Raw genomic sequence first — 23,025 nt, 5'->3', positions numbered from 1 at the left:
AGAAGCTGGTGGGTTGACTATCGGCGGGCTAAACCGCCGACTGGAAGAGAAGGCGGCTGGAAGCCGGTGGTTTGCACCACGGGCCGAGCGCCCTTCGGGCGGGCTGAAGCCGCCCACGGACAATCAATTCAATAATTTATAAAATTTCAGAACTGCCAAAAGCTCAACCACGACGGACCAAAGTTTGCGCCTATAATTCCACGATACCCGACCCCCTACCGAACCAGAACGACGCCAATGAACCCATCGCCCTCCTCCCACCCCGCCGTCCTGCTCATCGGTCATGGCACCCGGCTCGCCGCCGGCGTCGCCGAATTTCATAGCCTGGCTGCGCAATTGCGACAGGCGCTACCCGACCGCACCTGTCTGGCCGGCTTTCTGGAACTGGTTGAACCCGGCCTGCCCGAAGCGCTGGAAACGCTGTGGCAACAGGGCTTCCGCCGCATCACCGCCCTGCCAGCGCTGCTGATGGCCGCCGGTCATGTCAAGAATGACATCCCGGCAATCCTGAACGCCTTTCAGGCTGAGCATCCAGAGCTGGAAATTACCTTCGGCGCCGATTTAGGTATTCATTCCAAACTGTTGCGGGTCGCTCGCGAGCGGATCGAAAGTATTGAGATCGAATTCGGACCAGACTACGACCGGCGGGACACACTGCTGGTGGTCATCGGGCGCGGCAGTTCCGATCCTGACGCCAATTCCAACATCAGCAAAATCACCCGGATATTATGGGAAGGCATGGGCTTCGGCTGGGCGGAAACGGCGTATACCGCCGTCGCCGCGCCGTTGATGGCTGATGCGCTGGAACGTGCGCACCGGCTCGGTTTCCCGCGGGTGGTAGTCTTTCCCTATCTGCTGTTCACCGGTCGCTTGGTCGAGCAGGTGCGCGCCACGGTCGCCGCCTATCAGGATCGTCATCCCGACATTCAAGCCGTGGTCGCGCCCTATTTGAACGCGCATCCGCTGGTGGTCGAAACCTTCCTGGACCGGTTAGCGGAAGCCGAATACGGCGAGGCCTGGATGAACTGTCAGTTCTGTTCCTACCGGACACCCGTCATTGGCCGCGAGGACTGGCAGGGCGCACCGCAAACTGGACATGATCACGATCATCATGATCACGAACACGGACATCATCATTAAACACCACCCTCACCCCCGACCTCTCTCCCAGAGAGCGAAGGGAGAAACGAACCCTCACCCCCGACCCTTTTCCCACTTGCGGGAAAAGAGAGCAATCTGGAGCCGCCATGCCCCGCTTCGACTATCTCTGCGATCCTGATGAAATCGAGCGCCAGTCGTTCGTACAGATTCGCCAGATCACCGACCTGTCCCGCTTCGATGCCGATCAACAACAGGTGGCGATGCGGCTGATTCACACTTCCGGCGATCCCGACATTGTTCGCGATCTTCACTTCAGCCCCGGCGCAGTCGTGGCAGGACTGGCGGCGCTGGAGAAAGGTGCCGACGTGCTGTGCGATATTGAAATGGTCAGTCACGGCATCAGCAAGCGTTACCTGCACAGCCCGGTGCTTTGCTTCTTGAATGCCCCTGCGGTGATCGACCGCGCCCGGCTGGCCCGCGAGACTCGCACCATGGCGGCGATGGAGGAATGGCCGGCGCATCTGGCTGGTTCGATAGTGGTCATCGGCAACGCGCCAACTGCACTGTTCCGGTTACTGGATCTGCTGGATGATGGCGCACCTCGTCCGGCGCTGGTCATCGGGATGCCGGTCGGTTTCATCAATGCCGCCGAATCCAAGCAGGCGTTATGGGAGGTGGCCCCAACCGAGTTTCAAACTCCCTGCATCACTCTGTTGGGGCGGCGCGGCGGTAGCAGTCTGGCCGCTGCCACTCTCAACGCCCTGGCGCGGATGGCGAACGGGATTCGGTTCTGATGAGCGTCCTGTCCGACTGGCCCGGTCCGCCGGTGCAGGTTATCGGCATGGGCATGGCCGCTGGCGCGTTCAGTCATGCGGCGCAAACGGCGCTGGAACAGGCGGAATTGATCATTGGCGCTGCGCATCATCTAGCTGCCTTCCCGGGTTTGGCTGCGGAAAAGCGCCCGTATCCCAGTCCGATGAGTGGATTATGGGAAATGCTGCGCGCCAACGCCGACCGTCGGATCGCGCTGCTGGCCTCCGGCGATCCGCTGTTTTATGGGATTAGCAGCACCCTGCTTCGTCACCTGCCGCCGGAACATCTGCTGTTTCATCCCAACGTGTCCAGTATTCAGGCGGCATTCGCCCGGCTGGGCCGCCCGTGGAATCAGGCACAAATAGTCAGCCTGCACGGGCGACCCCTCGCCAGCCTGCGCGCCGTGTTGCAGAGCAACCGGCTGTATGCACTGCTCACCGACCGCGACAGTTCACCAACATCCATCGCCCGGATTCTGATTGAAACCGGCTTCGCTGAATCAGAACTTTGGGTCGCTGAAGACTTAGGTGCGCCGCCCGAACGGTTTCGTTGCTTTCGCGCGGTTGATCTGGCGATGGCTGATGCTGAATTTTCTCCGCTCAACGTCATTATTTTCGAAACCCGTGGAGCCGGCGGGATATTGCCGGAATTCCCCGGCATTCCTGACGAGCGATTCAGCACCGGAGCGGAACCCGGCAAGGGCTTGTTGAGCAAGCGCGAGGTGCGCTTGACCATCCTCTCGCTGCTCGCGCCACGCGCCGGCGAAGTCGGCTGGGATGTGGGCGCGGGCTGCGGCGGCGTAGCGGTGGAATGGGCGCGCTGGAATCCTTCGGGCAGCGTTCACGCCGTCGAATGTCACCCGGAACGGCTGGAGCATCTGGGCATCAATCGCGAGCGATTCGGAGTCGTCTCCAACCTGCATATTGTTCCCGGCCACGCCCCGGAAGCACTGGCGAATCTGCCCGATCCGCACGCGGTATTCATCGGCGGCAGCAGCGGCAGTCTGCACGAGATGCTGGACGCCGTCTGGGCACGGCTGCAACCCGGCGGGCGATTGGTAGCCAGCGCCGTTACCGAGGACAGCCGGGTGGAACTACATAGCTTCGCTGGCGACCGCGCGGCGGAATGGACCGAACTCAGCATCGCCCGCAGCGAACGGCTGGCCGGTCAGCGGGTGATGCGTCCCTATTTGCCGGTGTTGCTAATGAAACTGGAGAAGCTCGAATGAATTCAACTGGCACTCTGTATGGCGTTGGCGTCGGACCCGGCGACCCGGAATTGCTGACCCTCAAGGCGGTGCGCATTCTGCAAAGCGTCCCGGTCATTGCCTACCCTGCCACGCCGCAAGGCAGCGCCCAGGCCCGCGACATCGCCGCGCAATGGCTGGACGACAAGCGGGAAATTCCGATTGCCATGCCCTGCATGCTGGATCGCGGCCCGGTCAATCAGGGTTACGACGAAGCCGCCCTCGTCATCGCCGAGGAATTGGCCGCCGGGCAGGATGTGGCGATCTTGTGCGAGGGCGATCCGCTGTTTTATGGCAGCTTCAGCTATTTGTTGCAGCGGTTAGGCGACCGCTTTCCCTGCGTAGTGATTCCCGGCATCAACTCGGTCAGCGCCGCCGCCGCTGCCGCCGCGACTCCGTTAATCACCGGCGAACAGCGATTGACCGTTATTCCTGCCACCGCCGGCGACGAGGTATTGCGGCGGACTTTGCTCGACAGTGACAGCGTGGCAATTCTCAAGCCGGGCCGGCATCGCCCACGTCTGTTGGAACTGCTGCGGGAAACGGGTCGCGCCGATGATGTGCTGTATATCGAGCAGGCCAGCCGGACCGGGCAACGGATTATCGAATCCTTCGAGGAAATCCCCGCCACGCCGGGGCCGTATTTCGCGCTGTTTTTGGTGGTGAGGGCGGAGAATCGGCTAGGCACCGGATTAGTGGATTAAGCCATTTGGATAAGGTTATAAAATCATGCAAATAGATCGAAAGTATATTGTGGATGAGAACAACCGAAAGGTCGCCGTTCAACTTGACATGGAGATTTTTGAAAAAATAGAAGAAATCTTGGAAAATTATGGGCTTGTACAATTTATGTTGTCCGATGGATATGAAGAAACACTCGATATTCATCAAGCAAGAAACTACTACAAAAGTCTGGAAAAAGCTGAATGAATGTTATTTACCAAAAGAAGTTTCTAAAACAGCTTGCACAGATACCTTCCGATACAAGGGTCAAGATAGAAAAATTTTCATTTGAAGATTTACCACTGGCTAATTCTATTGCTGAAATAGGAAAAATTGAGAAAATGCAAGGCTATAGTGACTTTTATAAAGTACGGTTTGGTTCCTATCGCGTGGGCATAAGAACTGAGGGAGATAATTTAATCTTGAAAGTTGTTATGGACAGAAAAGAGATTGATAAATTTTTTCCCTAATTTTGGATAAATAAAGGAACAACTCCGAGAATGCCCCTTATCACCCTCATCAGCCTGACTGATCCCGGTCTGGCACTGGCGGAACGATTGCGGGAATTCCTGACGGACGCCGAGCATCTACACCGACCGCAACCGTTTCAAGGTTTGGTGCGCGAGCGTTTCCTGGCCGGCCACCGACTGATTCTAATCGGCGCGGTGGGGATTGCAGTGCGAACTCTAGCGCCGGTATTGCGCGACAAATATCAGGATCCGGCAGTGCTGGTGCTGGATGAACACGGGCGCTTTGTGGTGCCGATTCTGTCCGGCCACGAAGGCGGCGCGAATGAATGGGCGCGACAGGTCAGCGAATGGCTGGGCGCGCAAGCGGTGATTACCGGCGCGCAACGCTATACCCAACCGCTACTGGTCGCGGGCCTCGGCTGCAATCGCGGCTGTCCGCTGCAACCGCTGCTGGCGCTCATCGACCAGACTTTAATCCGCCACGGCTTGCAACGCAGCGAGCTACGCGCATTGGCAAGTATCGAATTAAAGCAGGACGAACTGGGATTGCATCAACTGGCCGAAACGCTGCAAGTGCCCATTCACTTCTATTCCGCCGCCGCCCTGAATGAATACGGCGACCGACTCAGCCGCAAATCCGAAATCGTATTCCGGGAAACCGGCTGTTATGGAGTCGCGGAAGCTGCGGCATTGGCTCACGCCGAACGGCTGATTCATCACCAATACCTGGCAGAACTGATTATTCCCAAGCAAAAGAATGCCGATGCGACGTTGGCCATAGCCAGGGTGTATGTAAATCTCTGATGAATGCCTAAAGTTCCCGCAACGCCCGCCACGGCGGCTGACTCAGCGCCGACCGCGCTCCGAGCAAACCCGCCAGCCCGACCCCGATCACGCCTGCACCGCTGCCCAGCAGCCAAATCCACGGACTCCAGCGGTAAGGAAAATCAAACAGGTGCGTCGCCAGCACATAGCCCAGCAGGGATGCGGCAGCGGCGGCGAGGACGCCCGCCAATAACCCCAGCGTCGCAAATTCCGCCAGCAGGCTTTGCCGCACCACCGCCCGCCGTGCGCCAAGAGTCCGCAGCACGGCGCTCTCGAATCGGCGCTCGTCCTGGGTCGCCTGAATCGCCGCATACAACACCACCAACCCCGCCGCCAGTGTGAACAGGAACACGTATTCAACTGCCGAGATCACCCGATCCATGATGTCACGAACCTTGGTCATCAGCGCCTCCACGTCCAGCACCGTCACCGAGGGATAGCGCCGCACCAGTTCCGCCAGCAACGGCTTTTGCCCGGCGGGCAGATGAAAACTGGTGATCCAAGTCGCCGGATAGCCGTCCAGCACGCCGGAAGGGAAGACCACGAAAAAGTTGGCCCGGAAGGAATCCCACTCGACACTGCGCAGACTGGAAACCTTGGCCTCCAGCATCTGCCCGGCCATTTGAAACCGCAGAGTATCGTGCAGAGCAATGCCCAAATCCTTCGCCAAGCCGATCTCGACCGAGGCGACGCCCTGACCGTGATCGCCAGCGTTCCACCAGCGTCCGGACAGAATGCGGTTATCCTCCTGCAAGCGGTCGGTCCAGGACAGGTTGAACTCCCGCGCCACCAGGCGTTGAGCGCGTGGATTCGTGTAATCGTCCGGCGTTACTGCTCGACCGTTGATCGCTATCAACCGCCCGCGCACCATCGGGAACAATTCGACGCTGCTCAAACCGCGTTCGCCCAAGAAAGTTTTAACCCCGGCGACTTCATTCGGCTGGATGTTGATCAAAAAATGATTGGGCGCATCGGCAGGCAGGCTGGACCGCCAACTGGTCAGCAGATCGGTGCGCACCAGAGTCAGCATCAACAGCGCCATCAAGCCCAGCCCCAACACCACCACCTGCACCGCGCTGCCCGGACCACGCCGGGCGATATTCGCCAGCCCGAAGCGCCAGGCCACGCCAACCCGGCCCCGCAACAAATTCAGCGCCTTGACCAGACCCCAGGCTCCCAGCGCCAGCACGACCACCGTTCCGGCGACGCCGGCGCAAACATACAGCGCCAGCCGCCAGTCGCCCGCCTGCCAGATCAGCAACGCAGCGGTCGCTGCCACGGCAGGACCGTACAAGGCCAGCAAACGCGGATTGACCGGGCCGAGATCGCGGCGCAACACTCGCAGCGGCGGCACGTCCCGCAACCGTAACAGCGGCGGCAAGCCGAAGCCGATCAGGGTCACGAAACCGGTGGCCAGCGCCGGCAGGATCGGAACCCACGACGGCGCGGGTAGCTCAGTGCTGCTAACCAGTTGACCCAGCAGGCCGCTCAAACCGTACTGAGCGAGATAGCCGACCGCCAGACCCGCCGCGCCGGCCAGCACCGCCAGCATCAGTAACTCCAACAGAAACAGCCGCGTCACCAGCGCTTGCGTCGCGCCCACGCAGCGCAAAATGGCGACGCTATCCCAATGCCGGGCAGCGAAGCGGCGGGCAGCGATAGCGACGCCAACCCCGGCCAGAATCACGCTGACCAGCGCCGCCAGATTCAAAAAGCGCTGCGCCCGTTCCAGCGCCGCCCTTAGTTCGGCGCGGGCGTCGCGCACGCCTTGCAATTTTTCGCCAGCAGCCAGTCGGGATTTAGCCCAGGTCTTGAACGCTTCGACCGCCGCCGGCTCACCCGCCAGCAGTAACCGGTACTCAACCCGGCTGCCCAACTGCACCAGCCCGGTCGAAGGTACATCCGCTAGATTCATCATCAGGCGCGGAGCGATGCTGAATAGATCACCGGCCCGGTCCGGCTCGTAAGCCAGCACTTGTGCGATACGAAAGCTCCGGGAACCCAGGTCTACCCCATCACCTACATGCAGATTCAGGGTTTGCAACAACCGCTCATCCAGCCAGACCTGGCCGGGATCGGGGATCGCGGTCACAGTGCGGGGCGGCGCAAAGGGCCGCTCGCTGACTTGTAGCACGCCTCGCAGCGGATAACCGGGGCCGACCGCTTTGACTTCGGCCAGTTGCGTCACGTCGCCGACCACGATCACGCTGGGGAAACTCAGAGTCGCAGCGGTTGCCAAACCGTTGCGTTGCGCCTCCTCCGCCAGTAACGGCCGAATGGGCGTCGGCGCAGCGACCACCAAATCCGCGCCCAGCAGTTCGCTGGCCTTGCGCTCCATCGCTTGCTGAATGCGGTCGTTGGAAAAGCCGACGGCAACGACACTGGCGACCGCAATCAACAACGCCACCGCCAGCACCCGCAATTCACCGGATTGCCAGTCACGGCGCAAGGCGCGCCGAGCCATGCGAATCAGGGCCGGCCAGTTTTGGTGGGGCAGGAGCGCCATCGTCACGACTCCACATTGCTTTGAGAAGGCGATGCCGGCTGCTCCTGGCGTAGCCGACCGTCGTCCAGTTCCAGAATCCGGTCGCAATAGGCGGCCAGTTCCGGGTCATGGGTAACCAGAATCAGGGTTGTACCCTGTTCCCGATTAAGCATGAACAGCAGTTCGATAATGCGATGACCGGTTTTTTGGTCAAGATTGCCGGTGGGTTCATCCGCGAACAGCACATCGGGATTACCGACAAAGGCGCGGGCAATGGCGACACGCTGCTGTTCGCCGCCCGACAGTTGGGTCGGATAGTGACGGGCGCGGGCCTTGAGGCCGACCCGCTCCAACAATTCCAGCGCTTGCCGGCGGGCGTCGGGCTGACCGGCCAGTTCCAACGGCAACAACACGTTTTCCAGCGCGGTCAGACCATTCAGCAATTGGAAAGACTGGAACACAAAACCGACCCGTTGCGCCCGCAGCAGGGCGCGACCGTCTTCATCCAAACTGCCGAGATCGGCACCCGCCAGCCACGCCCGGCCACTGCTCGGCACATCCAGACCCGCCAACAAACTCAGCAGGGTGGATTTGCCGGAACCGGACGCCCCGACTACCGCCACACTTTCACCGCGCCCAATGGTGAAGTTAATATCATCAAGGATGAGCAGCGGTCCTTCCGGGCTGATCACCTGTTTACCCAGTTGCTCCGCCCGCACCATCCAATCAGCGGTCGGATTGTCCGCTGCGGATACAGCCGTTACGCTTATACTGGCGCCCGCTGGTTGCGCTGGCCGTAATGGGCTGGCCTGGATTGAAACCGATGATAAAAACGAATGGTTCATATGGGCTTCCGCTGTGGCTGCTGTGGCTGGCGGCTTTGCTAGGCGCTCCGGTTCAGGCCGAGACGCCCGCAATTCTGGTGCTGGGCGATAGTTTAAGCGCGGCCTATGGCATCCCCGCCGAGCAAGGCTGGGTCAGCCTGCTGCAACGCCGGTTGGCGGAACGCGGCTTTCCGCATCGGGTGGTGAACGCCAGCATTAGCGGCGACACCACCAGCGGCGGGCTGAGCCGGCTACCGGCGGCATTAACGCGCGACCGCCCCACGATCGTCATTGTGGAGCTGGGCGCCAATGACGGGCTGCGCGGGCAACCGCTGATGGCGATGACCGCCAACCTGGCGCGAATCATTGAACTGTCGCAACAGGCAGGCGCACAGGTGATGCTGACAGAGATGCGGATTCCGCCGAATTATGGCCCGCTGTATACGCAAAAGTTTCAGGCGACATTCAGTGAACTGGCGAAGCGGCATGACATTACGCTGATTCCGTTCCTGCTGGAGGGTGTCGCCGGCAATCCGGCACTGATTCAGGAGGACGGGCTGCATCCTCGCACTAACGCCCAGCCGCGAATTCTGGATAACGTCTGGCCGGTATTGGAACCGGTATTAAAATAACTCACAGCACCACCGGTTCCGATTCCAGCGCCACGGCGAACGTCGTCTGCACCGAGTCCTGAATCGCCCGCGCCAGCCGCAGCACATCCTCACCCCGCGCTCCGCCACGATTGACCAACACCAGCGCCTGCTGCTCATAGACGCCTGCCGGTCCAAGATTCCGCCCTTTCCAGCCGCAGTATTCGATCAACCAGCCGGCGGCCAGCTTTACCGTGCCATCCGGTTGCGGATAATGGGGCGCGTCCGGGTAACGGGTGATGAACCGCCGGAAGGCCTCTGCATCCAGCACCGGATTCTTGAAGAAACTGCCGGCGTTACCGATCTGCGCCGGATCCGGCAGTTTGCGACGGCGGATCGCAATGACTGCATCGGAAACGTCGGTCGCGGTCGGATGGGTGACGCCAAGGGTTTCCAGTTCTCGCGTCACATCGGCATAGCGAGTGATCGGTTGCCAGGATTTGGGAAGCCGGAACGTCACCGCGCTAATCAAATACCGTCCGGCGGCTGCACGTTTGAACACACTGTCCCGGTAGCCAAATTGGCAGGCGGCGCGGTCGAAAATGACCGTTTTCGCCGTCGCCAAATCCAGCGCTTCCAAATATTGGAACCGCTCCGCCATTTCCAGGCCATACGCGCCGATGTTCTGGATTGGGGCAGCGCCGACCGTGCCGGGAATCAGCGACAGATTTTCCAACCCCGGCCAACCCTGTTCCAGCGTCCAGCGCACGAACTCATGCCAGTTCTCCCCCGCCCCGGCGCGCACGATCCAGACGTCAGCCTCTTCCGCGATCAATTCCCGTCCGGGAATGCAGACATGCAACACCAGGCCGTCGAAATCGCCAGTCAGCAGCAGATTGCTACCGCCGCCGAGGACAAAGCATGGGAGCTCGCGCCAGCCGGGAGCACGGGTCAGCGCTGCCAGTTGCGCCGGTTCGGCAACATCCGCAAACCAGGCTGCGCGGGCAGGCAATGCAAAGGTATTGAGGCGATCCAGCGCCACATCGCGCTGGACGAAATCGGGCAAGATCATGGAGTAGTCAATGCAACGGGTAGGTAACGGTGGCCCAACCCGATCAGGATAGGGAATTAAAGCCTACAGTCTCGCCCTAACAAGTTTTTGTGGAAACCGGGGCTTAGTGTCTCATAAATAAGACTTTCGGTGGATCGCTCATCAAGAATAGCGGGATTTTCATCGGTATCCACCCCACCGCGAACCAGCACAGCGGGGGCCACCATCCGTCTTTGGACATCCGCTCCACAGAAACCCTCGAAGCACCATATGATTAAACCGTCTCAGACATGACCGCCAGCAATCAATTCGGAAACGATGAGTTTCTGAATCATCTTCTCCTTCTGTCCACTCGGTTGATCGAGTTTAAGGCGGGCCAAATAAGGTTTGGCTGCGTCGGGGGTTGCACCGACCGTCATCGCTCGAACAATAGTCTTCATTAAATCCCCCTTGGTCGCTAACCGCACCTTGAGTCCCTTTAGTACCCGCCCCAGGATGATTTCTTCCTCGGTAAAGTCGGTGCCCAGTGGAAAATCCGGGCATAACCCCGTCTTCTTGTAGGAGGCCAACTGTGCCTGAATCCGGCCCGGGGTGTTTTGACGGTATTGCGGCGGGATTTGGTAATCCTGGGGAACTTTGCCGGCCCGTTTGGCTTTCTCCAGCAACTCCGGCTGAAAACGCGAATCGGCAACATTGAGCAAGGCGGTGATCACTTCTTTGTCAGGCCGGCCCCGCAAATCCGCGATCCCGTATTCCGTAATCACGATGTCGCGCAAATGGCGTGGGATGGTGATGTGGCCGTAGTTCCAGACGATATTGGAGGTGGAGGTCAGTCCGCTCTCCCGGGTGCTACGCAGCATCAGAATGGAACGGGCGCCCGGCAGTTCGTGGGCCATGGACACAAAGTTGTACTGACCGCCTACGCCGCTGATCACCTGGCCGTTGTCCAGGCCATCGGACACCGCCGCACCCAACAGCGTGACCATGATCGTGGTGTTGATAAAGCGGGCATCGCGCCGCTGCAAAACCGCCAGTTCTTCGTTGCCGTAAAGGTGATTCACCCGCTTCACGCTGGTCATGCAAATCTGCCGGCTTTCTGCTTCGGGCATGGTGCGTAGCGCCTGGTAGAAGCTGCCCGGTCCCATGAAGAAACCGCCATGCATCACGATCCCGCCCTGGAGCCGCTGGCCCAGTCCGTGGGTGATAATCGCCGCCCAGCTTTCCGGTTGATCCAGATCGGCGGAAACCCGCGTCGTTTCGCCAATGAGCAACTGACCGTCCTGGTAGCGAACCCGATCATTCAAAACCCCGAAGCGGCGTAGAAACTCGAAATCCTTCGCGGTCAGTTGGGTTGGAATCACACCGCGTTCCAGCAACACCCGTAAGGTCGGTTCATCAACCGCTTCCGTTATTGCCCCCTCATTCAGCAGGCGCTGAAGCGGGATGCTGTCGTAAACCCGGCGCTTGAGAATGCCATCCCGATAGAGATAGAGGAAACCATTGACAAACATCTCGCTGGCGCCATACAGCCCCTGCTCGAACGGCTCAACGCCGCCGATGCGCTGGATCAGATCGCCGTAGCGTTCCAACACATGCAGATCGGTCAGCATCCGTTGGTAAAGCGCGTTTTGCTGCTGTCGTAACTGGCAGAAATAAACGATGGCATCGCCCAGACAGCCGATGCCGATCTGCAAGGTGCCACCGTCGCGAATCAGGGCGCTGGCCTGCAAGCCCAGCAGGTAATCCGCATGATCCACCGCCATATTGGGCGGGCCGAACAGCCGGAAATCGTAGCCAGGATGATCGAGTACCAGATCGAATGCGGAGGGGCGAATCATGGCGTCGTGGTACATAAACGGCATTTCATGATTGACCTCGGCAATCGTCACCATCGTCCGGCCTTGGCGGCGAGCCGCTTCGACCATCGGCAACAAATCCAGGGTCACATCGGGATTGCTCCCCAGGCTGAACCAGCGTTCGCCATCCACTTCACGCTCGGCGACCAGTTGCGCCAGCACGTTGATGCCGTTGTCCATCAGATCTCGAGCAGCATGAGTGTAGTTGGTGCTGATGTAATTCTGCTGCTGCATCGGCACGTTCATAAAGCCACCCGGCTTGAAGAAAAACTCGCCAACTTCGACATTGGAGGGCACCCGGCCGGTACGCAGGTCAACCGCGTATTCCAGATCCGGGTAATTGCCGAACACCCGCGCTACGAACGGTTCCAGAAACCGCCGCTCCAGATCGCTGGAACCCTTGGGGGTCTCAACAGTGATCGCAGTAAGAATCCTAAGATGCAGAGAAGGATCGACCTTCGCCCGGCGGTAGAGCGCATTCACTAATGGATTCGGTTTGCCAATCCCCAGCGGAATGCCGAGTACGATCTGCTGGCCGACTCTGGCGATAATTTCCTCAACGCAGCGTTCGACATCCTGAAAATACGATGGGCTTGGTTGCGGCATGATCCGATCTCTCCGGTCGGTGGATGATGGTGCGGGTGACCAAATTGTAGCAGTTCTCCCCGGTTCGGTTCCGTGGCGAGCCTGTAGGGAACGGATTACACTAACTCGCACACTTGATCACCGCACCACGCAGAACCTCATCCTGAAGGAGAGCCGTCAATGTCAGAGAACAGCACGTTGGACACCAACAAAGCCTTGGTCCGGCGCAATTTCGAGGCCATCTGGAGTCAGGGCAATCTGGCCGTCGCGGACGAAATCCTCGCACCGGATTATGTCGGTCACATTGCCACTTTGCCGGATGCGGTTCACGGCACTGAAGCGTTCAAGCAGTTGATCGCGATGTACCACTGCTCTTTCCCCGACACCCGCTTTGAAATCCAGGATCAAATTGCCGAGGGCAACAAAATCGCCACCCGCTGGATTGCCTACGGTACGCACCGGGGTGAGTTCATGGGGATTGCCCCCAGCGGGGAGACGATGTCCGTGACCGGTATGAGCTTTCACCGGATTGAGAATGGTCGCATTCTGGAATCCTGGGACGATTGGGACGCCCTGAGCATGTTGCAGGGCATGACCGAAGACGTGTTCCAATCATTGTCCATGCGCATTTAATGAATCGGAACCCGTGATAAGTTGACGGGCTGAAAGCGTGTGCTACGGTGAATTTCACAACTAAAACAGGAAAATTTTATATGTCAGTTAGTTACGGAGAGAAACCCTTGACATCCAACCGCACATTCAGCGCTCCGGCCCGCGCCTTGCTCGTCGCCGGGGCCTTCGCCCTGGTGGTAACCGTCCTTGAGTCCGCTGCGCCGATTCTTGTACCCATCCTGCTCGCGGTGTTCATTGCCATCGTTGTGACCCCGATATTGCGTTGGATGCGCAGGCGCGGAATCCCCAAGTGGGCCGCCTTAATGGTGATCATCTTGATTCTGCTCGATGTCGGCAGCCTGCTCGCGCTGGTGACCACCGGGGCTGTGGAAGGATTCAGGGACAGCTTGCCGACCTATCAAGAGCGGTTCATAACGCTCAGTGACCAATTCGGCGGCTGGTTGGAGGGCGTGGGCGCCAGTGGCTCCCGCGAGGCGATACCCGACCTGCTGGATCCAAATAAGCTGGCTCACGGCGTCAGACTGTTCCTGTCCAACGCCAGCAGCATCTTCGCGATGGGTTTCCTGGTCCTGCTCACTACCATCTTTATCCTGCTTGAGACCCCTACAATCCCCGCCAAATTGCGGGCAGCCTTTCATTTGACCGAAGTGGGCGACGCACGCCTGAAGCGGCTACTGGAGACCATTAACCGCTACATGCAGATCAAAACCCTGACCAGCCTCGGCACTGCGTTTTGCGTTTGGTTGCTGTTGCGGTTTTTCGGCATCGATTTCGCCATTCTCTGGGTGGTGCTGGCGTTTTTTTTGAATTTCGTGCCCGTGGTCGGAAACATCGTGATGATGATCCCTCCGGTCTTGCTCGCGCTGGTGCAGATCGATCTACAGACGGCGCTGCTCGTGGCAGTCGGCTATCTCGTGATCAATACCGCAATCGGGAATGTTCTCGAGCCGCGGATCATGGGCAAGGGTCTCGGCGTTTCCACTCTGGCGATCTTTATTTCGCTCTTGTTCTGGGGTTGGCTGTTCGGCACCGTGGGCATGTTCCTCGCGGTACCCCTGACCGCCGCTGCCGTCATCGCTCTGGACGCGAACCCTCATACCCGCCCCCTGGCCATCCTGCTCGGCCCGGAGATCGCCGAGGAGGCGGTTGCGGTTCCAGATGCGGGATCAGCTTCTCCATCTGATTTTCAACCAGCCTGGTGGTTGCCCAGCCCCCATGCCCAGACCTTATGGCCGGCGCTGTGTCGGCGGAGACCGCGCTTGCCCTTGCGCCGCGAACGACTGGAATTACCCGATGGCGATTTCCTGGATCTGGACTGGACCGGCGGCGAACAGGGACCGCTCGTACTCATTCTGCATGGGCTGGAAGGATCCAGCACTTCCCATTACGTTCTCGGCTTGCTGGCGGCGATCACGGGGCACGGCTGGCGCGGTGTAGTCATGCATTTTCGCGGCTGCGGCAACCAGCCCAACCGGCTGGCGCGGGGCTATTGCGCCGGCGACACCCGCGATATTGCCCACATTGTAGATTGGCTGCGGCAGCGGGAACCGGCCACACCGCTCGCGATCATCGGCTACTCGCTGGGCGGTAACGCCTTGCTCAAGTGGCTGGGTGAAGTAGGCGCCGCTACGCCCGTATGTGCTGCGGCGGCGGTTTCAGTACCGTTCGTGCTTGATCTAACCGCCCGGCGCTTAGGCAAAGGCTTTTCACGGCTTTATCAGTTCCACCTGCTACGCGAACTGAAACGCAGTTATCGCGACAAGTTTCACTGGCGTTCGGATGGTCCGGTGACGCTGGCTGGGCTGGCGGCGATCCAGGATTTCTACGCCTTCGACGACCGTATCACTGCGCCCCTGCACGGTTATGCCGGCGTCCACGATTACTACACCCGCGCCAGTTGCCGGCCCTACCTGAAGCACATCCGCGTGCCGACGATCATCCTGCATGCGCTGGATGATCCGTTCATGTACCCGGAAGCCGTGCCGGAAACCGGAGAACTTGCGCCCAGCGTTCAGTTGGAACTCAGCCAAAACGGCGGCCATGTCGGTTTCGTCAGCGGACGCTGGCCGTGGCAGGCCGAATATTGGCTGGAACAGCGAATTCTGGCGTTTCTGGAGACCCAGTGGGTGGCACAAATTCCCGCTACGGCCAGCGCAGAACCAGCCGTCCCTGCCGCGTTGACGAACTGAATACCGCCACCCCGCCGCTACTCGCAGTCTGTTCAATGGGCGGCGTTGCCCCGCTCTCCGACCGTAGTTCCACGCGGGCCAGCGGCGGTAATCCAATCACTCGGATCGTTTGGATCGCCGCTGGCAACGTCAACCGCAACTCACCGCCGGCCGGCTTATCCAGAAACACGGCAGCGGATGCCTCGGTCAACACTCCGCTTCCAGATCGGCCTTCCAATGACAAGGGCGCGGCCCTGGCCCGGCGCGGCGCACCCAGCGCCGGAGTCAGCACCATCAGAAACGCATCCTCTGGCCGAAGCGCGCCCGGCTGAATTTCCAATCGCCACATTCCAATATCGAACCACGGCTGGGTACTGGCGCCCTGATTGAAATTCACCCCGTCCAGTTGCGTATCATCGCCATCGGCTTCCACGTAGTACTGATAATCCCGGCCACCGACCAGACGGATAACCGCGTCTTGGGGCAAGATGCGCTGCACAGTCAGCCAGCCACGCCCGTTTTGCACCAACGCCATATCGCTATTGCTTTCCAGAATCCCGTTGCCACGATCACCCTTGAGTACCCGTATCCCTTCAACTTGGGGTTGTTCGACGGTATGCAGCAGCCATTTTTTAACGAAGTCGGCCTTGACCGCCCGTACCCGGTCGCGGACCAGCAGGCGATCCTCGCCCGGTAGATACAGCAGTTGCCGCTCGACCTGTTCGACCTTGCCTCCCCAGCCGCCTTCATCATGGGCTGGAGTGTTGTAAGCCGCCGCCAAATCGGCAGCAATATAGGTGTAATCGCCTTCGCGATGCTCAAAGCGCTCCAAACGCCCGCCTTCCAGATGCAAGCCTTTGTCCCGGTTATCCAGCCAGTGCTGAACATCACGAATAGCGCTACCGGTAGGCAGCACGACTCGCTGGCCGCCATCCGCAACGTTGTCGGCGAAAAAGCGGTTAGGCTGCACCTTCTCGCCGGGTCGCAAAATCAGCAGGGTATTTTTGGCGATGCTGCGAATTGCGTAATTAAGCCGGTTGGGACTGAAAAATCCGCCATAGGCGCCACTGTTGATCGCCAGCGGCGCACCCTTGAACAGGCTGAAATGGCCGGCGTCATAATGACCATGATGGGTAAAAGCGTCGCCGGCCCGGAAGCTGATAAACGTCGCATCGGGAGTCCAACCGGAACGGATGTAGGCCAGATTCAGGGCGTTGCGCCCGAATAGTTCGGCGCTGGGAAGGCCGCTGAACAAGCCAGCGATACCGGCTCCCGGCACTGGTGCCAAGCTCGGATCGTTGAACAGGCGAAAGCCCCAGCGATAATCGCGGTAGTAGCTCTCCGCGCCGTGTAACTGACCTAGAAAGGCCGAGTAGGCGGCCAGCACCGGATCGTGAGTCACCTGAGCGATCAGATCGATCACCCGCCGAGTTTCATCCTTCAAATCCACCCGGGGACCTTCATCGCCTAACGCTTCGATCCGGTGATCCGGGCGGGTGGCGTACAGCGTCCAGTAGCCGACTCGACGCAAGGCGCGGCGCACCCGGTCGCCCTCGACACCGCGCTCCAGCCCGTTCAGGTAGGCCGATCCGGCCAGCGCGATCAGGAACGCCCGGCTATTGATCCAGTAGTTGTAACCTTCCGGCCAGCCTTCGGTGAGTTCGAGCGCTTTGATCGTTTCAAGAAAATGGCCTTGCGCCCGGGCGACCAGTTGTTCCCGCGCCGCATCGGTCGGATCAAGCACAACGGCACATAACCAGGCGTCAGCGGCTAGAGTGCTGCGCCCGTGCCACAGCGATGGGCTGTCATCATCCAGTTGTTCCAGCGTTTTACCCAGCACACTTTCCAGACCGATCTCGATGCGCTGCCGATCCTCATTAGTCAACCCTGAGTAGCGATGCAGCAGATCATAGGCCAGCGCAGCTTCCCAACAAGCGCCGCTTTGATCGCCGCTCGTCGTCGATGAAACTGTCGGCGCAAATTGCCGCAGCACCGTTAATAATCGTTGCGCGGACTTCGGATCGCCGGTGCTGACCCAGCAGGCCGCCAGTGCGGGCATATCACCGCCACTGCAAGCCGCACCAGGCGGATTCAAACCACGCTGGCGATAACCCGCCTCGCGAATTGCCAGAACCGCTGGTATGCCCTCACCTGACCCTTCGGCCAGTTCGGGCAACACAATTCGCGGGTGGGCTGCGCGCACTTGTCCATCCAAGAGATGATCGCGATAACGTGGCCCCGGCTTCAGCGCCGCCACCAGCCAAGGCGGATTCATCTGTGTCCATTCAAGGCCGCGTTGCGCCAACTGTCGCAATGTCACTGGATAATGGGTGGGAATGTACTCTATGCTTCCGCCCACCAGCAGCATGAACATCGTCAGGCCGGTCGCGTAGCCCCACCACAGCGGACGCAGCGTGGGGTGCGATGATCCCTCGTTGCATTGCGGTCGCTTGCTCTTTTGTGGTTGATTACGCCGCTTTCCTCTCATTGAGCGTCATCTCGCGATTGTCGCGATCATCCTGCTGGTTTAATTTAGCGCCCGGAAGCCGTACTAAAAGCCGGGGAACTCGGCATCTGCAGCGGCTATCTCGGCTTTGTCGTCGGGTGCTAGCCGTGGCGGGCCGAATTAGCTGGAACAATAGATTCCAGCGTTTCTGGAGACACAGTAGCGAGTATTTTATGGTTAATAGATTCCGTTCGGCTGCTTCCACACCTAATCTTTTATTCTTTCTGATTAGTTTATTTTTTCTGATTGTAATTATTTACGCCAACTTCATTCCATTCAACTTTTCATCCAAATTTTCTTTACATGAAGTATGGGATTTTTTTCAACATATACCCTATTTAAAATCCAGAGCGGGCTGGGAAGGTAACCTGCTTATGTACATCCCCCCCGCATTTTTTATGTGTGGCTACTTACATAGTTATCAAACAAGTAAATTAGCAAAATTGTTAGGTGTTTTTTTTACATTAATTTTCTATGGTACGGTAATAGTGAGTATAGAATTTTTCCAGATTTACTTTCCACCACGTACCGTTTCTCTCAACGATATTATTGCCGAATTCAGTGGTGTAGTATTAGGCGTTATTCTTTGGATACTGTTTGGAAACCGTTTTATAAATGCTTGGCAATCTATCCGCAATGGCGGGCAGCCCGCCATATTTTCCGCATTGATTTTTTACGTAATTGGTTATATTATATTTTGCCTTCTTCCTTTTGATTTCATTCTATCTCTTGATATTTTATACAGAAAATTAGGCAACTTGATGGCAAATAGTGAATGTAATTTCACTCTGCGCTGTTTAGCAAAAAATTTTGCAGTAGTTATTGTCAATATGCCCATCGGTATTCTACTCGGTTTGCTGTGGGAAACTCATAAATCAACCACTGTCCGCAATGTGCTTATCTTTGGGCTAATTATCAGCATTTCCATTGAACTGATCAAGTTTTTTGAAGTGTCTGGAATCAGCCAAGGGCTTTCATTATTGACTCGCCCCCTAGGAATGGGTTTGGGGCTATGGTTGCTTAAACGCCATCAGAAAAAGCCAATATGGCTATCCCAAGCTACTATTAAAGTCGGGATCAGCTTTTTGATACTGCCCTATTTGATCTTGCTGGCAGCTCTGAATGGATGGTTTAGCCAAGCGTGGTTTTCCTGGCAAGCGGCTGTACATCAGATGAATGAATTGCAGTTACTGCCCTTCTACTACCATTATTACGTGCCTGAAGCTGAAGCTTTGAGCAGCCTGATTTATGTTGCTGGGAGCTATGTTCCTATCGGGCTTGGTCTATGGTTCTGGCGCGCCTTGCCGCGACGATCTGATCGCCTGTTGATGCCTGCATTGTTGGCAGGCGGTTGCGCCCTTATCATGGAAACAGGCAAGTTGTTTCTGTCTAAACATCCGGATCTGACTAATATTCTGATTGCCATTACCAGTGCGATATTGAGCTATATCATCGCATCCTGGATAAGGCGCTGGAACCAGAATACCGTACCGCAATCACTTAAATCGATTACACCCAATACTACTGAGGCTGTTACTACTTTAGATAAAGGAAACCAGATAACAGTCGCTTTCTGGATGTTGCCAGTACAGCGTCTTTTCGCTCTCTCCTTGCTGGGAATTGTGATCTTTGCGGTCTCCCTCTATCCCCTTGAGCCTATCTGGCTAGCTATTGGTCTCGCCCTCTACGCCTTATTACTTTGGCGTTATCCTGCCGCATGGCTAGTGGCGATCCCAGCTCTGCTGCCGATTCTGGATTTAACGTTCTGGTCAGGCCGTTTCTTCTTTAACGAATTCGATATAGTCATCTTGTTGACTATCGCCATCGTCTGGTGGCGTTCACCACTGATAACCAGCGAGCAGATACTGTTTCCACGAACTGGCTTCATCATCGGTATAGTCGTTTTAACCCAATTAATTAGCACGGCCATCGGCCTTTTTCCCCCAGCGCCATTAGACGCCAATGCCTTCAGTAATTACTATAGTACTTATAATAGCTTGCGTGTTAGTAAGGGGTTTTGGTGGGCACTGTTCCTACTACCCCTGTTGCGACAGGAAGTGCGACAGGGAACCCCCGTCAGTCATCTGTTCTCAATCGGCATGCTAATCGGTCTTGCAGGAACGTCATTCGTAATCGCTTGGGAACGTATGATGTTCTCCGGTCTGTTTAACTTTGACCTTGATTACCGAGTCACTGCTTTATTCTCTGGTATGCACACTGGTGGTGCCTTTATTGATGGTTATTTGGCCACTGCTTTACCTTTAATTATTACCTGTTTCCTATCAGGAGGATACATAATTAGCCTGATAGGTATCGGAATTTTTTCGGCAGCTCTTTATGGTATTCTAGTTACATTTTCGAGAATTGATTACTTATCTTTTACTCTTACAGGGCTGGTATTATGCTGTGGCACTCTTCTTCTTCTTATTAAACACATCCGAAAAATCGGGCGTACTTTATTAATCAGTGGAATTATTCTGGTTTTAACCATCATCATAGTTTTACCGGTATTAAGAGGATCTTACATACAAGAACGCTTCTCCAGCACCACTGAATCCCTGGAGACTCGTCTTAAACACTGGCATCTAACTTTATCCATAATGAACGACAACTGGACAACAGCTTTTTTTGGGATGGGAAAGGGTAGCTTTCCACGCACTTATTTCTTGAAAAGCAATCAAAATTTTATTCCTACAACCTATCAATATTTGATAGAAAAAGAAAATCAGTTTTTACGCTTGGGTTCGGGGGAATCTCTTTACATGGGGCAACGAATTAATTTATCTGATGGCGATTCCTATACACTGAGTATGGATCTGCGCAGTAATGTAAGAAACGGTGTTTTAACAACGCCAATCTGCGAGAAATCAGTTTTGTATTCGTTCAATTGTAATTGGATAAGTATTAAAAAAAATGCTGCCATTGGAGAATGGAGTCATTATCAAACGACTGTTGAACCCAGTACTTTAGGCAAGGGGCATCGGTGGTTCACACAACATCCCTTGGAAATAGCTTTGTATAACGGTCAATCAGGTTCTGTGCTGGATATCGATAATGTAAAACTGACTACACCAGATGGAGATAATTTGATCAAAAATGGAGATTTCAGCGCTGGACAAGATTATTGGTTTTTTTCAACAGATAGTCATCTGGCTTGGCACAGCAAAAATCTTTGGATACAGATCCTTTTCGAAGAAGGATGGGTGGGGTTGACTGTATTTACGATACTGCTTTTTTATTTATTCTTCACCTTATACCAACGTATCTGTACTGGCGATAGCTTTGCATTACTATTAATGGCTTCGCTCACTGGCTTTCTCACTATTGGCCTGTCTGACAGCCTCTTCGACGAACCACGAATGACCCTACTGTTCTTTCTTATTGCTTGGTTAGCTATGGTCAAGCCTCATGGTCTGATAGGCAAAAGCATCCCAAAAAGCTTATCGCATGTCCACTCTCCTCACCACTTCCGCAGCCACTCCCGCGTCCAAGCCGCTACCTGATCGCGCCATTCACGGCAGGAAAAAGTGTGATTGGCTGCTGGATATTCCCGGATTGTCACCCGTGGCTGCGCCAGCAAGCGCCGCCAGCGCCGCGATGCCTTGACGGTGTCGCGGAATTCCGCCGCCGTCAGATCGTCGCCGCTCAAAATCAGCAGCGCCCGACCCTTGAAACGCCGCAGACCGTCCGCCATTCGCTCCGGCAACGGCGGCTGATTGGGTTCGGACGTCTGAACTGCGGTTGCCGTCTCCACCACCGATTGACTACCCCCCCGTTCACCTCGCCAAACCTGTCCGACCAGCGCCAGTAACGAGCGCAGCGCGGTGGCAAACGAGAACTCGCCGCGTCCGATCTTGCGCCACAAGTCTGGGTTAATCAGCCGGGCAAGGTAGTAATGGCGAAGATAAGCCCGCGCCTGGCCCGCCTCGGTTCGTAACCACGGGTTCAGCAAGACCAGACCAGTAATGCGCGGATCGCGCCAAGCGTAAAACAACGCCGCTGAGGCGGCATCGCACAGTCCCCAAATGACCACCTCCCTCAAGCCGGGAATCTGGGCAAAAAATGCGTCCACCGCGACGGCAATATCCGCGTCAATCTGCTCGAAACCGGCAAATTCGCCTTCAGAATCGCCCATGCCGCGATAGTCAAAGCGCAGCACCGGAATTCCAGCCTGGGCCAGATCGCGGGCCAGCAATACAAATTGGCGGTGACTGCCGACCCGGTATTGCGGCCCACCGACCACGATCAGCATCCCGCACGTTGCACTAGCGCTTCCCGCATGTAGGACTCCGAGCAAATGGGCACCCTCGCATTCAAAGATGAGAGGGCTTTCCTGATGGGCGTTCATCGTTCTGCAACCAGTGCGGCGACGGTCGCCGCCAGCAGATCGGGCGCCGTCGCGATTTCCTGAGTCGCCCAAAACGCTTCCCCCACCAGAGTTCGGGGATGAATCGTCACACCGCTAGTGCGCCATTCGTCCACGGTCCGCTGGCTGGCCGGAAGCAACGGCCGATTCACCGCATTCACCAGTTCAAACCAGTCCACCCAACCACCCGCAGGCGGCACCTGCAATCGAGCTTGTTTCATCGCTGTCGCCAGTTCAGGAGACAGTTCATAGCCTGAAACTTCCAGCGTTTGCCCCGCCGCCAGCACTTCCTGCAACCGGGCCATGGTTTCATCGCCGCCCTTGAGCCGGTCAGCGGTCAGCCGCAACCGCAGGAACTGATGCAGAAATCGCTCACCGTCCAACACCGGCTGCCACAGCAACAAGCGCTGGGTCGTGCTGTCGCCGGCCAGTTCCGCCGCCAGCAACGCCCCCAGCCGTAGCCCCCAGAGTACGAGGCGATGATGGCCGCGTCCGAGTAACCAGTCGCGACACCGCGATAGATCATCCCGCCAGATTTCCCAACGAGCCTCGGCGAAATCACCGGCGCTGTCACCGCAGCCGTACAAATCGGGGATCAGTACCCCGAAACCGGCAACGGCCAACCGCCGCGCCTGCAACGCCACCATCCGCCGCGCCTTGTTCATCTCCTCGGCGAACGGCGGCACATACAGCACCCCGCCACGCTCGGCGACACCGGCTGCCGGCGGATGATAGATCGCGAACCGTGCGCCCTGACTTCCGGGCAGGAAAAATGCTTCAATC

Annotated in this window: 18 protein-coding genes; 11 read left to right on the top strand and 7 right to left on the bottom strand. The window is 57.4% G+C overall.

What is annotated here, in order from left to right; all coding sequences use genetic code 11:
• The first annotated feature begins 237 nt into the window (after positions 1–237).
• The 7 genes from BN874_RS02415 (at position 238) to BN874_RS02385 (ending at position 5,157) form a co-directional block, all read left to right on the top strand.
• Positions 238–1,140 (top strand): sirohydrochlorin chelatase, encoded by a 903-nt coding sequence (locus BN874_RS02415; RefSeq protein WP_051497325.1) that lies wholly within the window; start codon positions 238–240, stop codon positions 1,138–1,140.
• 107 nt (positions 1,141–1,247) lie between these two features.
• A complete protein-coding gene (locus BN874_RS02410; RefSeq protein ID WP_034430614.1) occupies positions 1,248–1,895 on the top strand; it encodes a precorrin-8X methylmutase in 648 nt (215 codons plus the stop codon).
• On the top strand, positions 1,895–3,142 hold the full coding sequence (gene cbiE / locus BN874_RS02405; protein ID WP_034430613.1) for a precorrin-6y C5,15-methyltransferase (decarboxylating) subunit CbiE: 1,248 nt from the start codon (positions 1,895–1,897) through the stop codon (positions 3,140–3,142). Before BN874_RS02410 ends, cbiE begins: the two co-directional genes overlap by 1 nt.
• Positions 3,139–3,864 carry a precorrin-2 C(20)-methyltransferase gene (gene cobI / locus BN874_RS02400; protein WP_034430612.1) on the top strand — a complete coding sequence of 242 codons (726 nt, stop codon included), beginning with the start codon at positions 3,139–3,141 and terminating at the stop codon, positions 3,862–3,864. Before cbiE ends, cobI begins: the two co-directional genes overlap by 4 nt.
• A 25-nt stretch (positions 3,865–3,889) precedes the next feature.
• Positions 3,890–4,090, top strand: a complete 201-nt coding sequence (locus BN874_RS02395; protein WP_051497324.1) for a RelB antitoxin-like protein — start codon at positions 3,890–3,892, stop codon at positions 4,088–4,090.
• Positions 4,087–4,353, top strand: a complete 267-nt coding sequence (locus BN874_RS02390) for a type II toxin-antitoxin system RelE family toxin (protein ID WP_034430609.1) — start codon at positions 4,087–4,089, stop codon at positions 4,351–4,353. Before BN874_RS02395 ends, BN874_RS02390 begins: the two co-directional genes overlap by 4 nt.
• A 30-nt stretch (positions 4,354–4,383) precedes the next feature.
• Complete coding sequence (locus tag BN874_RS02385) at positions 4,384–5,157, top strand: cobalamin biosynthesis protein (RefSeq protein ID WP_034430608.1); 774 nt, start codon at positions 4,384–4,386, stop codon at positions 5,155–5,157.
• A gap of 7 nt (positions 5,158–5,164) precedes the next feature.
• Here BN874_RS02385 and BN874_RS02380 read toward each other — a convergent pair whose 3' ends face one another.
• Together BN874_RS02380 and BN874_RS02375 are read right to left on the bottom strand one after the other, a co-directional pair.
• On the bottom strand, positions 5,165–7,684 hold the full coding sequence (locus tag BN874_RS02380; RefSeq protein WP_081756086.1) for an ABC transporter permease: 2,520 nt from the start codon (positions 7,682–7,684) through the stop codon (positions 5,165–5,167).
• Positions 7,685–7,686: 2 nt separating this feature from the next.
• Positions 7,687–8,385, bottom strand: coding sequence for an ABC transporter ATP-binding protein (locus BN874_RS02375; RefSeq protein ID WP_034430638.1), 699 nt, complete (start codon positions 8,383–8,385; stop codon positions 7,687–7,689).
• A gap of 101 nt (positions 8,386–8,486) precedes the next feature.
• Between BN874_RS02375 and BN874_RS02370 the strand changes: the two genes are divergently transcribed.
• On the top strand, positions 8,487–9,119 hold the full coding sequence (locus BN874_RS02370) for an arylesterase (RefSeq protein ID WP_081756085.1): 633 nt from the start codon (positions 8,487–8,489) through the stop codon (positions 9,117–9,119).
• Between the two features lies 1 nt (position 9,120).
• Here the strand turns inward: BN874_RS02370 and murB are convergent, their stop codons facing one another.
• Entirely contained in the window at positions 9,121–10,149 is a 1,029-nt protein-coding gene (gene murB, locus BN874_RS02365; RefSeq protein WP_034430607.1) for a UDP-N-acetylmuramate dehydrogenase, read from the bottom strand.
• 263 nt (positions 10,150–10,412) lie between these two features.
• Positions 10,413–12,590 carry an acetyl-CoA hydrolase/transferase C-terminal domain-containing protein gene (locus tag BN874_RS02360; RefSeq protein WP_034430606.1) on the bottom strand — a complete coding sequence of 726 codons (2,178 nt, stop codon included), beginning with the start codon at positions 12,588–12,590 and terminating at the stop codon, positions 10,413–10,415.
• A 159-nt stretch (positions 12,591–12,749) separates the two neighbouring features.
• Here BN874_RS02360 and BN874_RS02355 point away from each other — a divergent pair, with 159 nt between their 5' ends.
• Both BN874_RS02355 and BN874_RS26130 read left to right on the top strand, forming a co-directional pair.
• The gene (locus tag BN874_RS02355) at positions 12,750–13,202 is read left to right on the top strand and encodes an ester cyclase (protein ID WP_034430605.1); all 453 of its coding nucleotides are present in this window, start codon (positions 12,750–12,752) and stop codon (positions 13,200–13,202) included.
• A gap of 107 nt (positions 13,203–13,309) precedes the next feature.
• The gene (locus BN874_RS26130; RefSeq protein ID WP_320411441.1) at positions 13,310–15,391 is read left to right on the top strand and encodes a hydrolase; all 2,082 of its coding nucleotides are present in this window, start codon (positions 13,310–13,312) and stop codon (positions 15,389–15,391) included.
• Here the strand turns inward: BN874_RS26130 and BN874_RS02340 are convergent.
• Positions 15,345–17,858: a heparinase II/III domain-containing protein gene (locus tag BN874_RS02340; protein ID WP_034430604.1), complete on the bottom strand. Its 2,514-nt coding sequence runs from the start codon at positions 17,856–17,858 to the stop codon at positions 15,345–15,347. The genes BN874_RS26130 and BN874_RS02340 overlap by 47 nt on opposite strands.
• A gap of 191 nt (positions 17,859–18,049) precedes the next feature.
• Between BN874_RS02340 and BN874_RS02335 the strand changes: the two genes are divergently transcribed.
• Positions 18,050–21,379 carry a VanZ family protein gene (locus BN874_RS02335; RefSeq protein WP_034430603.1) on the top strand — a complete coding sequence of 1,110 codons (3,330 nt, stop codon included), beginning with the start codon at positions 18,050–18,052 and terminating at the stop codon, positions 21,377–21,379.
• Here BN874_RS02335 and BN874_RS02330 read toward each other — a convergent pair.
• On the bottom strand, positions 21,337–22,224 hold the full coding sequence (locus BN874_RS02330) for a hydrolase 1, exosortase A system-associated (RefSeq protein ID WP_034430602.1): 888 nt from the start codon (positions 22,222–22,224) through the stop codon (positions 21,337–21,339). The two genes, BN874_RS02335 and BN874_RS02330, sit on opposite strands and share 43 nt — an antisense overlap.
• On the bottom strand, positions 22,221–23,024 hold the full coding sequence (locus BN874_RS02325) for a hydrolase 2, exosortase A system-associated (protein ID WP_034430634.1): 804 nt from the start codon (positions 23,022–23,024) through the stop codon (positions 22,221–22,223). The genes BN874_RS02330 and BN874_RS02325 overlap by 4 nt, the downstream gene beginning before the upstream one ends.
• Between the last annotated feature and the right edge of the window lies 1 nt (position 23,025).

The organism is Candidatus Contendobacter odensis Run_B_J11 (assembly GCF_000531125.1).
In the GTDB taxonomy this organism is placed as follows: Bacteria; Pseudomonadota; Gammaproteobacteria; order Competibacterales; family Competibacteraceae; genus Contendibacter; species Contendibacter odensensis.
The sequence above is the reverse complement of the archived record's forward strand: the minus strand, read 5'-3'. Positions and strand labels throughout refer to the sequence as shown.

What these genes read in the sequence shown, in the direction of transcription:
- BN874_RS02340 (WP_034430604.1), bottom strand. Translation starts at nt 17,858, where the DNA reads ATGAGAGGAAAGCGGCGTAATCAACCACAAAAGAGCAAGCGACCGCAA.
- BN874_RS02360 (WP_034430606.1), bottom strand. Translation starts at nt 12,590, where the DNA reads ATGCCGCAACCAAGCCCATCGTATTTTCAGGATGTCGAACGCTGCGTT.
- BN874_RS02415 (WP_051497325.1), top strand. Translation starts at nt 238, where the DNA reads ATGAACCCATCGCCCTCCTCCCACCCCGCCGTCCTGCTCATCGGTCAT.
- BN874_RS02335 (WP_034430603.1), top strand. Translation starts at nt 18,050, where the DNA reads ATGGTTAATAGATTCCGTTCGGCTGCTTCCACACCTAATCTTTTATTC.
- BN874_RS02385 (WP_034430608.1), top strand. Translation starts at nt 4,384, where the DNA reads ATGCCCCTTATCACCCTCATCAGCCTGACTGATCCCGGTCTGGCACTG.
- BN874_RS02410 (WP_034430614.1), top strand. Translation starts at nt 1,248, where the DNA reads ATGCCCCGCTTCGACTATCTCTGCGATCCTGATGAAATCGAGCGCCAG.
- BN874_RS02395 (WP_051497324.1), top strand. Translation starts at nt 3,890, where the DNA reads ATGCAAATAGATCGAAAGTATATTGTGGATGAGAACAACCGAAAGGTC.
- murB (WP_034430607.1), bottom strand. Translation starts at nt 10,149, where the DNA reads ATGATCTTGCCCGATTTCGTCCAGCGCGATGTGGCGCTGGATCGCCTC.
- BN874_RS02375 (WP_034430638.1), bottom strand. Translation starts at nt 8,385, where the DNA reads ATGGTGCGGGCGGAGCAACTGGGTAAACAGGTGATCAGCCCGGAAGGA.
- BN874_RS02330 (WP_034430602.1), bottom strand. Translation starts at nt 22,224, where the DNA reads ATGAACGCCCATCAGGAAAGCCCTCTCATCTTTGAATGCGAGGGTGCC.
- BN874_RS02390 (WP_034430609.1), top strand. Translation starts at nt 4,087, where the DNA reads ATGAATGTTATTTACCAAAAGAAGTTTCTAAAACAGCTTGCACAGATA.
- BN874_RS02380 (WP_081756086.1), bottom strand. Translation starts at nt 7,684, where the DNA reads ATGGCGCTCCTGCCCCACCAAAACTGGCCGGCCCTGATTCGCATGGCT.
- BN874_RS02355 (WP_034430605.1), top strand. Translation starts at nt 12,750, where the DNA reads ATGTCAGAGAACAGCACGTTGGACACCAACAAAGCCTTGGTCCGGCGC.
- cobI (WP_034430612.1), top strand. Translation starts at nt 3,139, where the DNA reads ATGAATTCAACTGGCACTCTGTATGGCGTTGGCGTCGGACCCGGCGAC.
- cbiE (WP_034430613.1), top strand. Translation starts at nt 1,895, where the DNA reads ATGAGCGTCCTGTCCGACTGGCCCGGTCCGCCGGTGCAGGTTATCGGC.
- BN874_RS02370 (WP_081756085.1), top strand. Translation starts at nt 8,487, where the DNA reads ATGATAAAAACGAATGGTTCATATGGGCTTCCGCTGTGGCTGCTGTGG.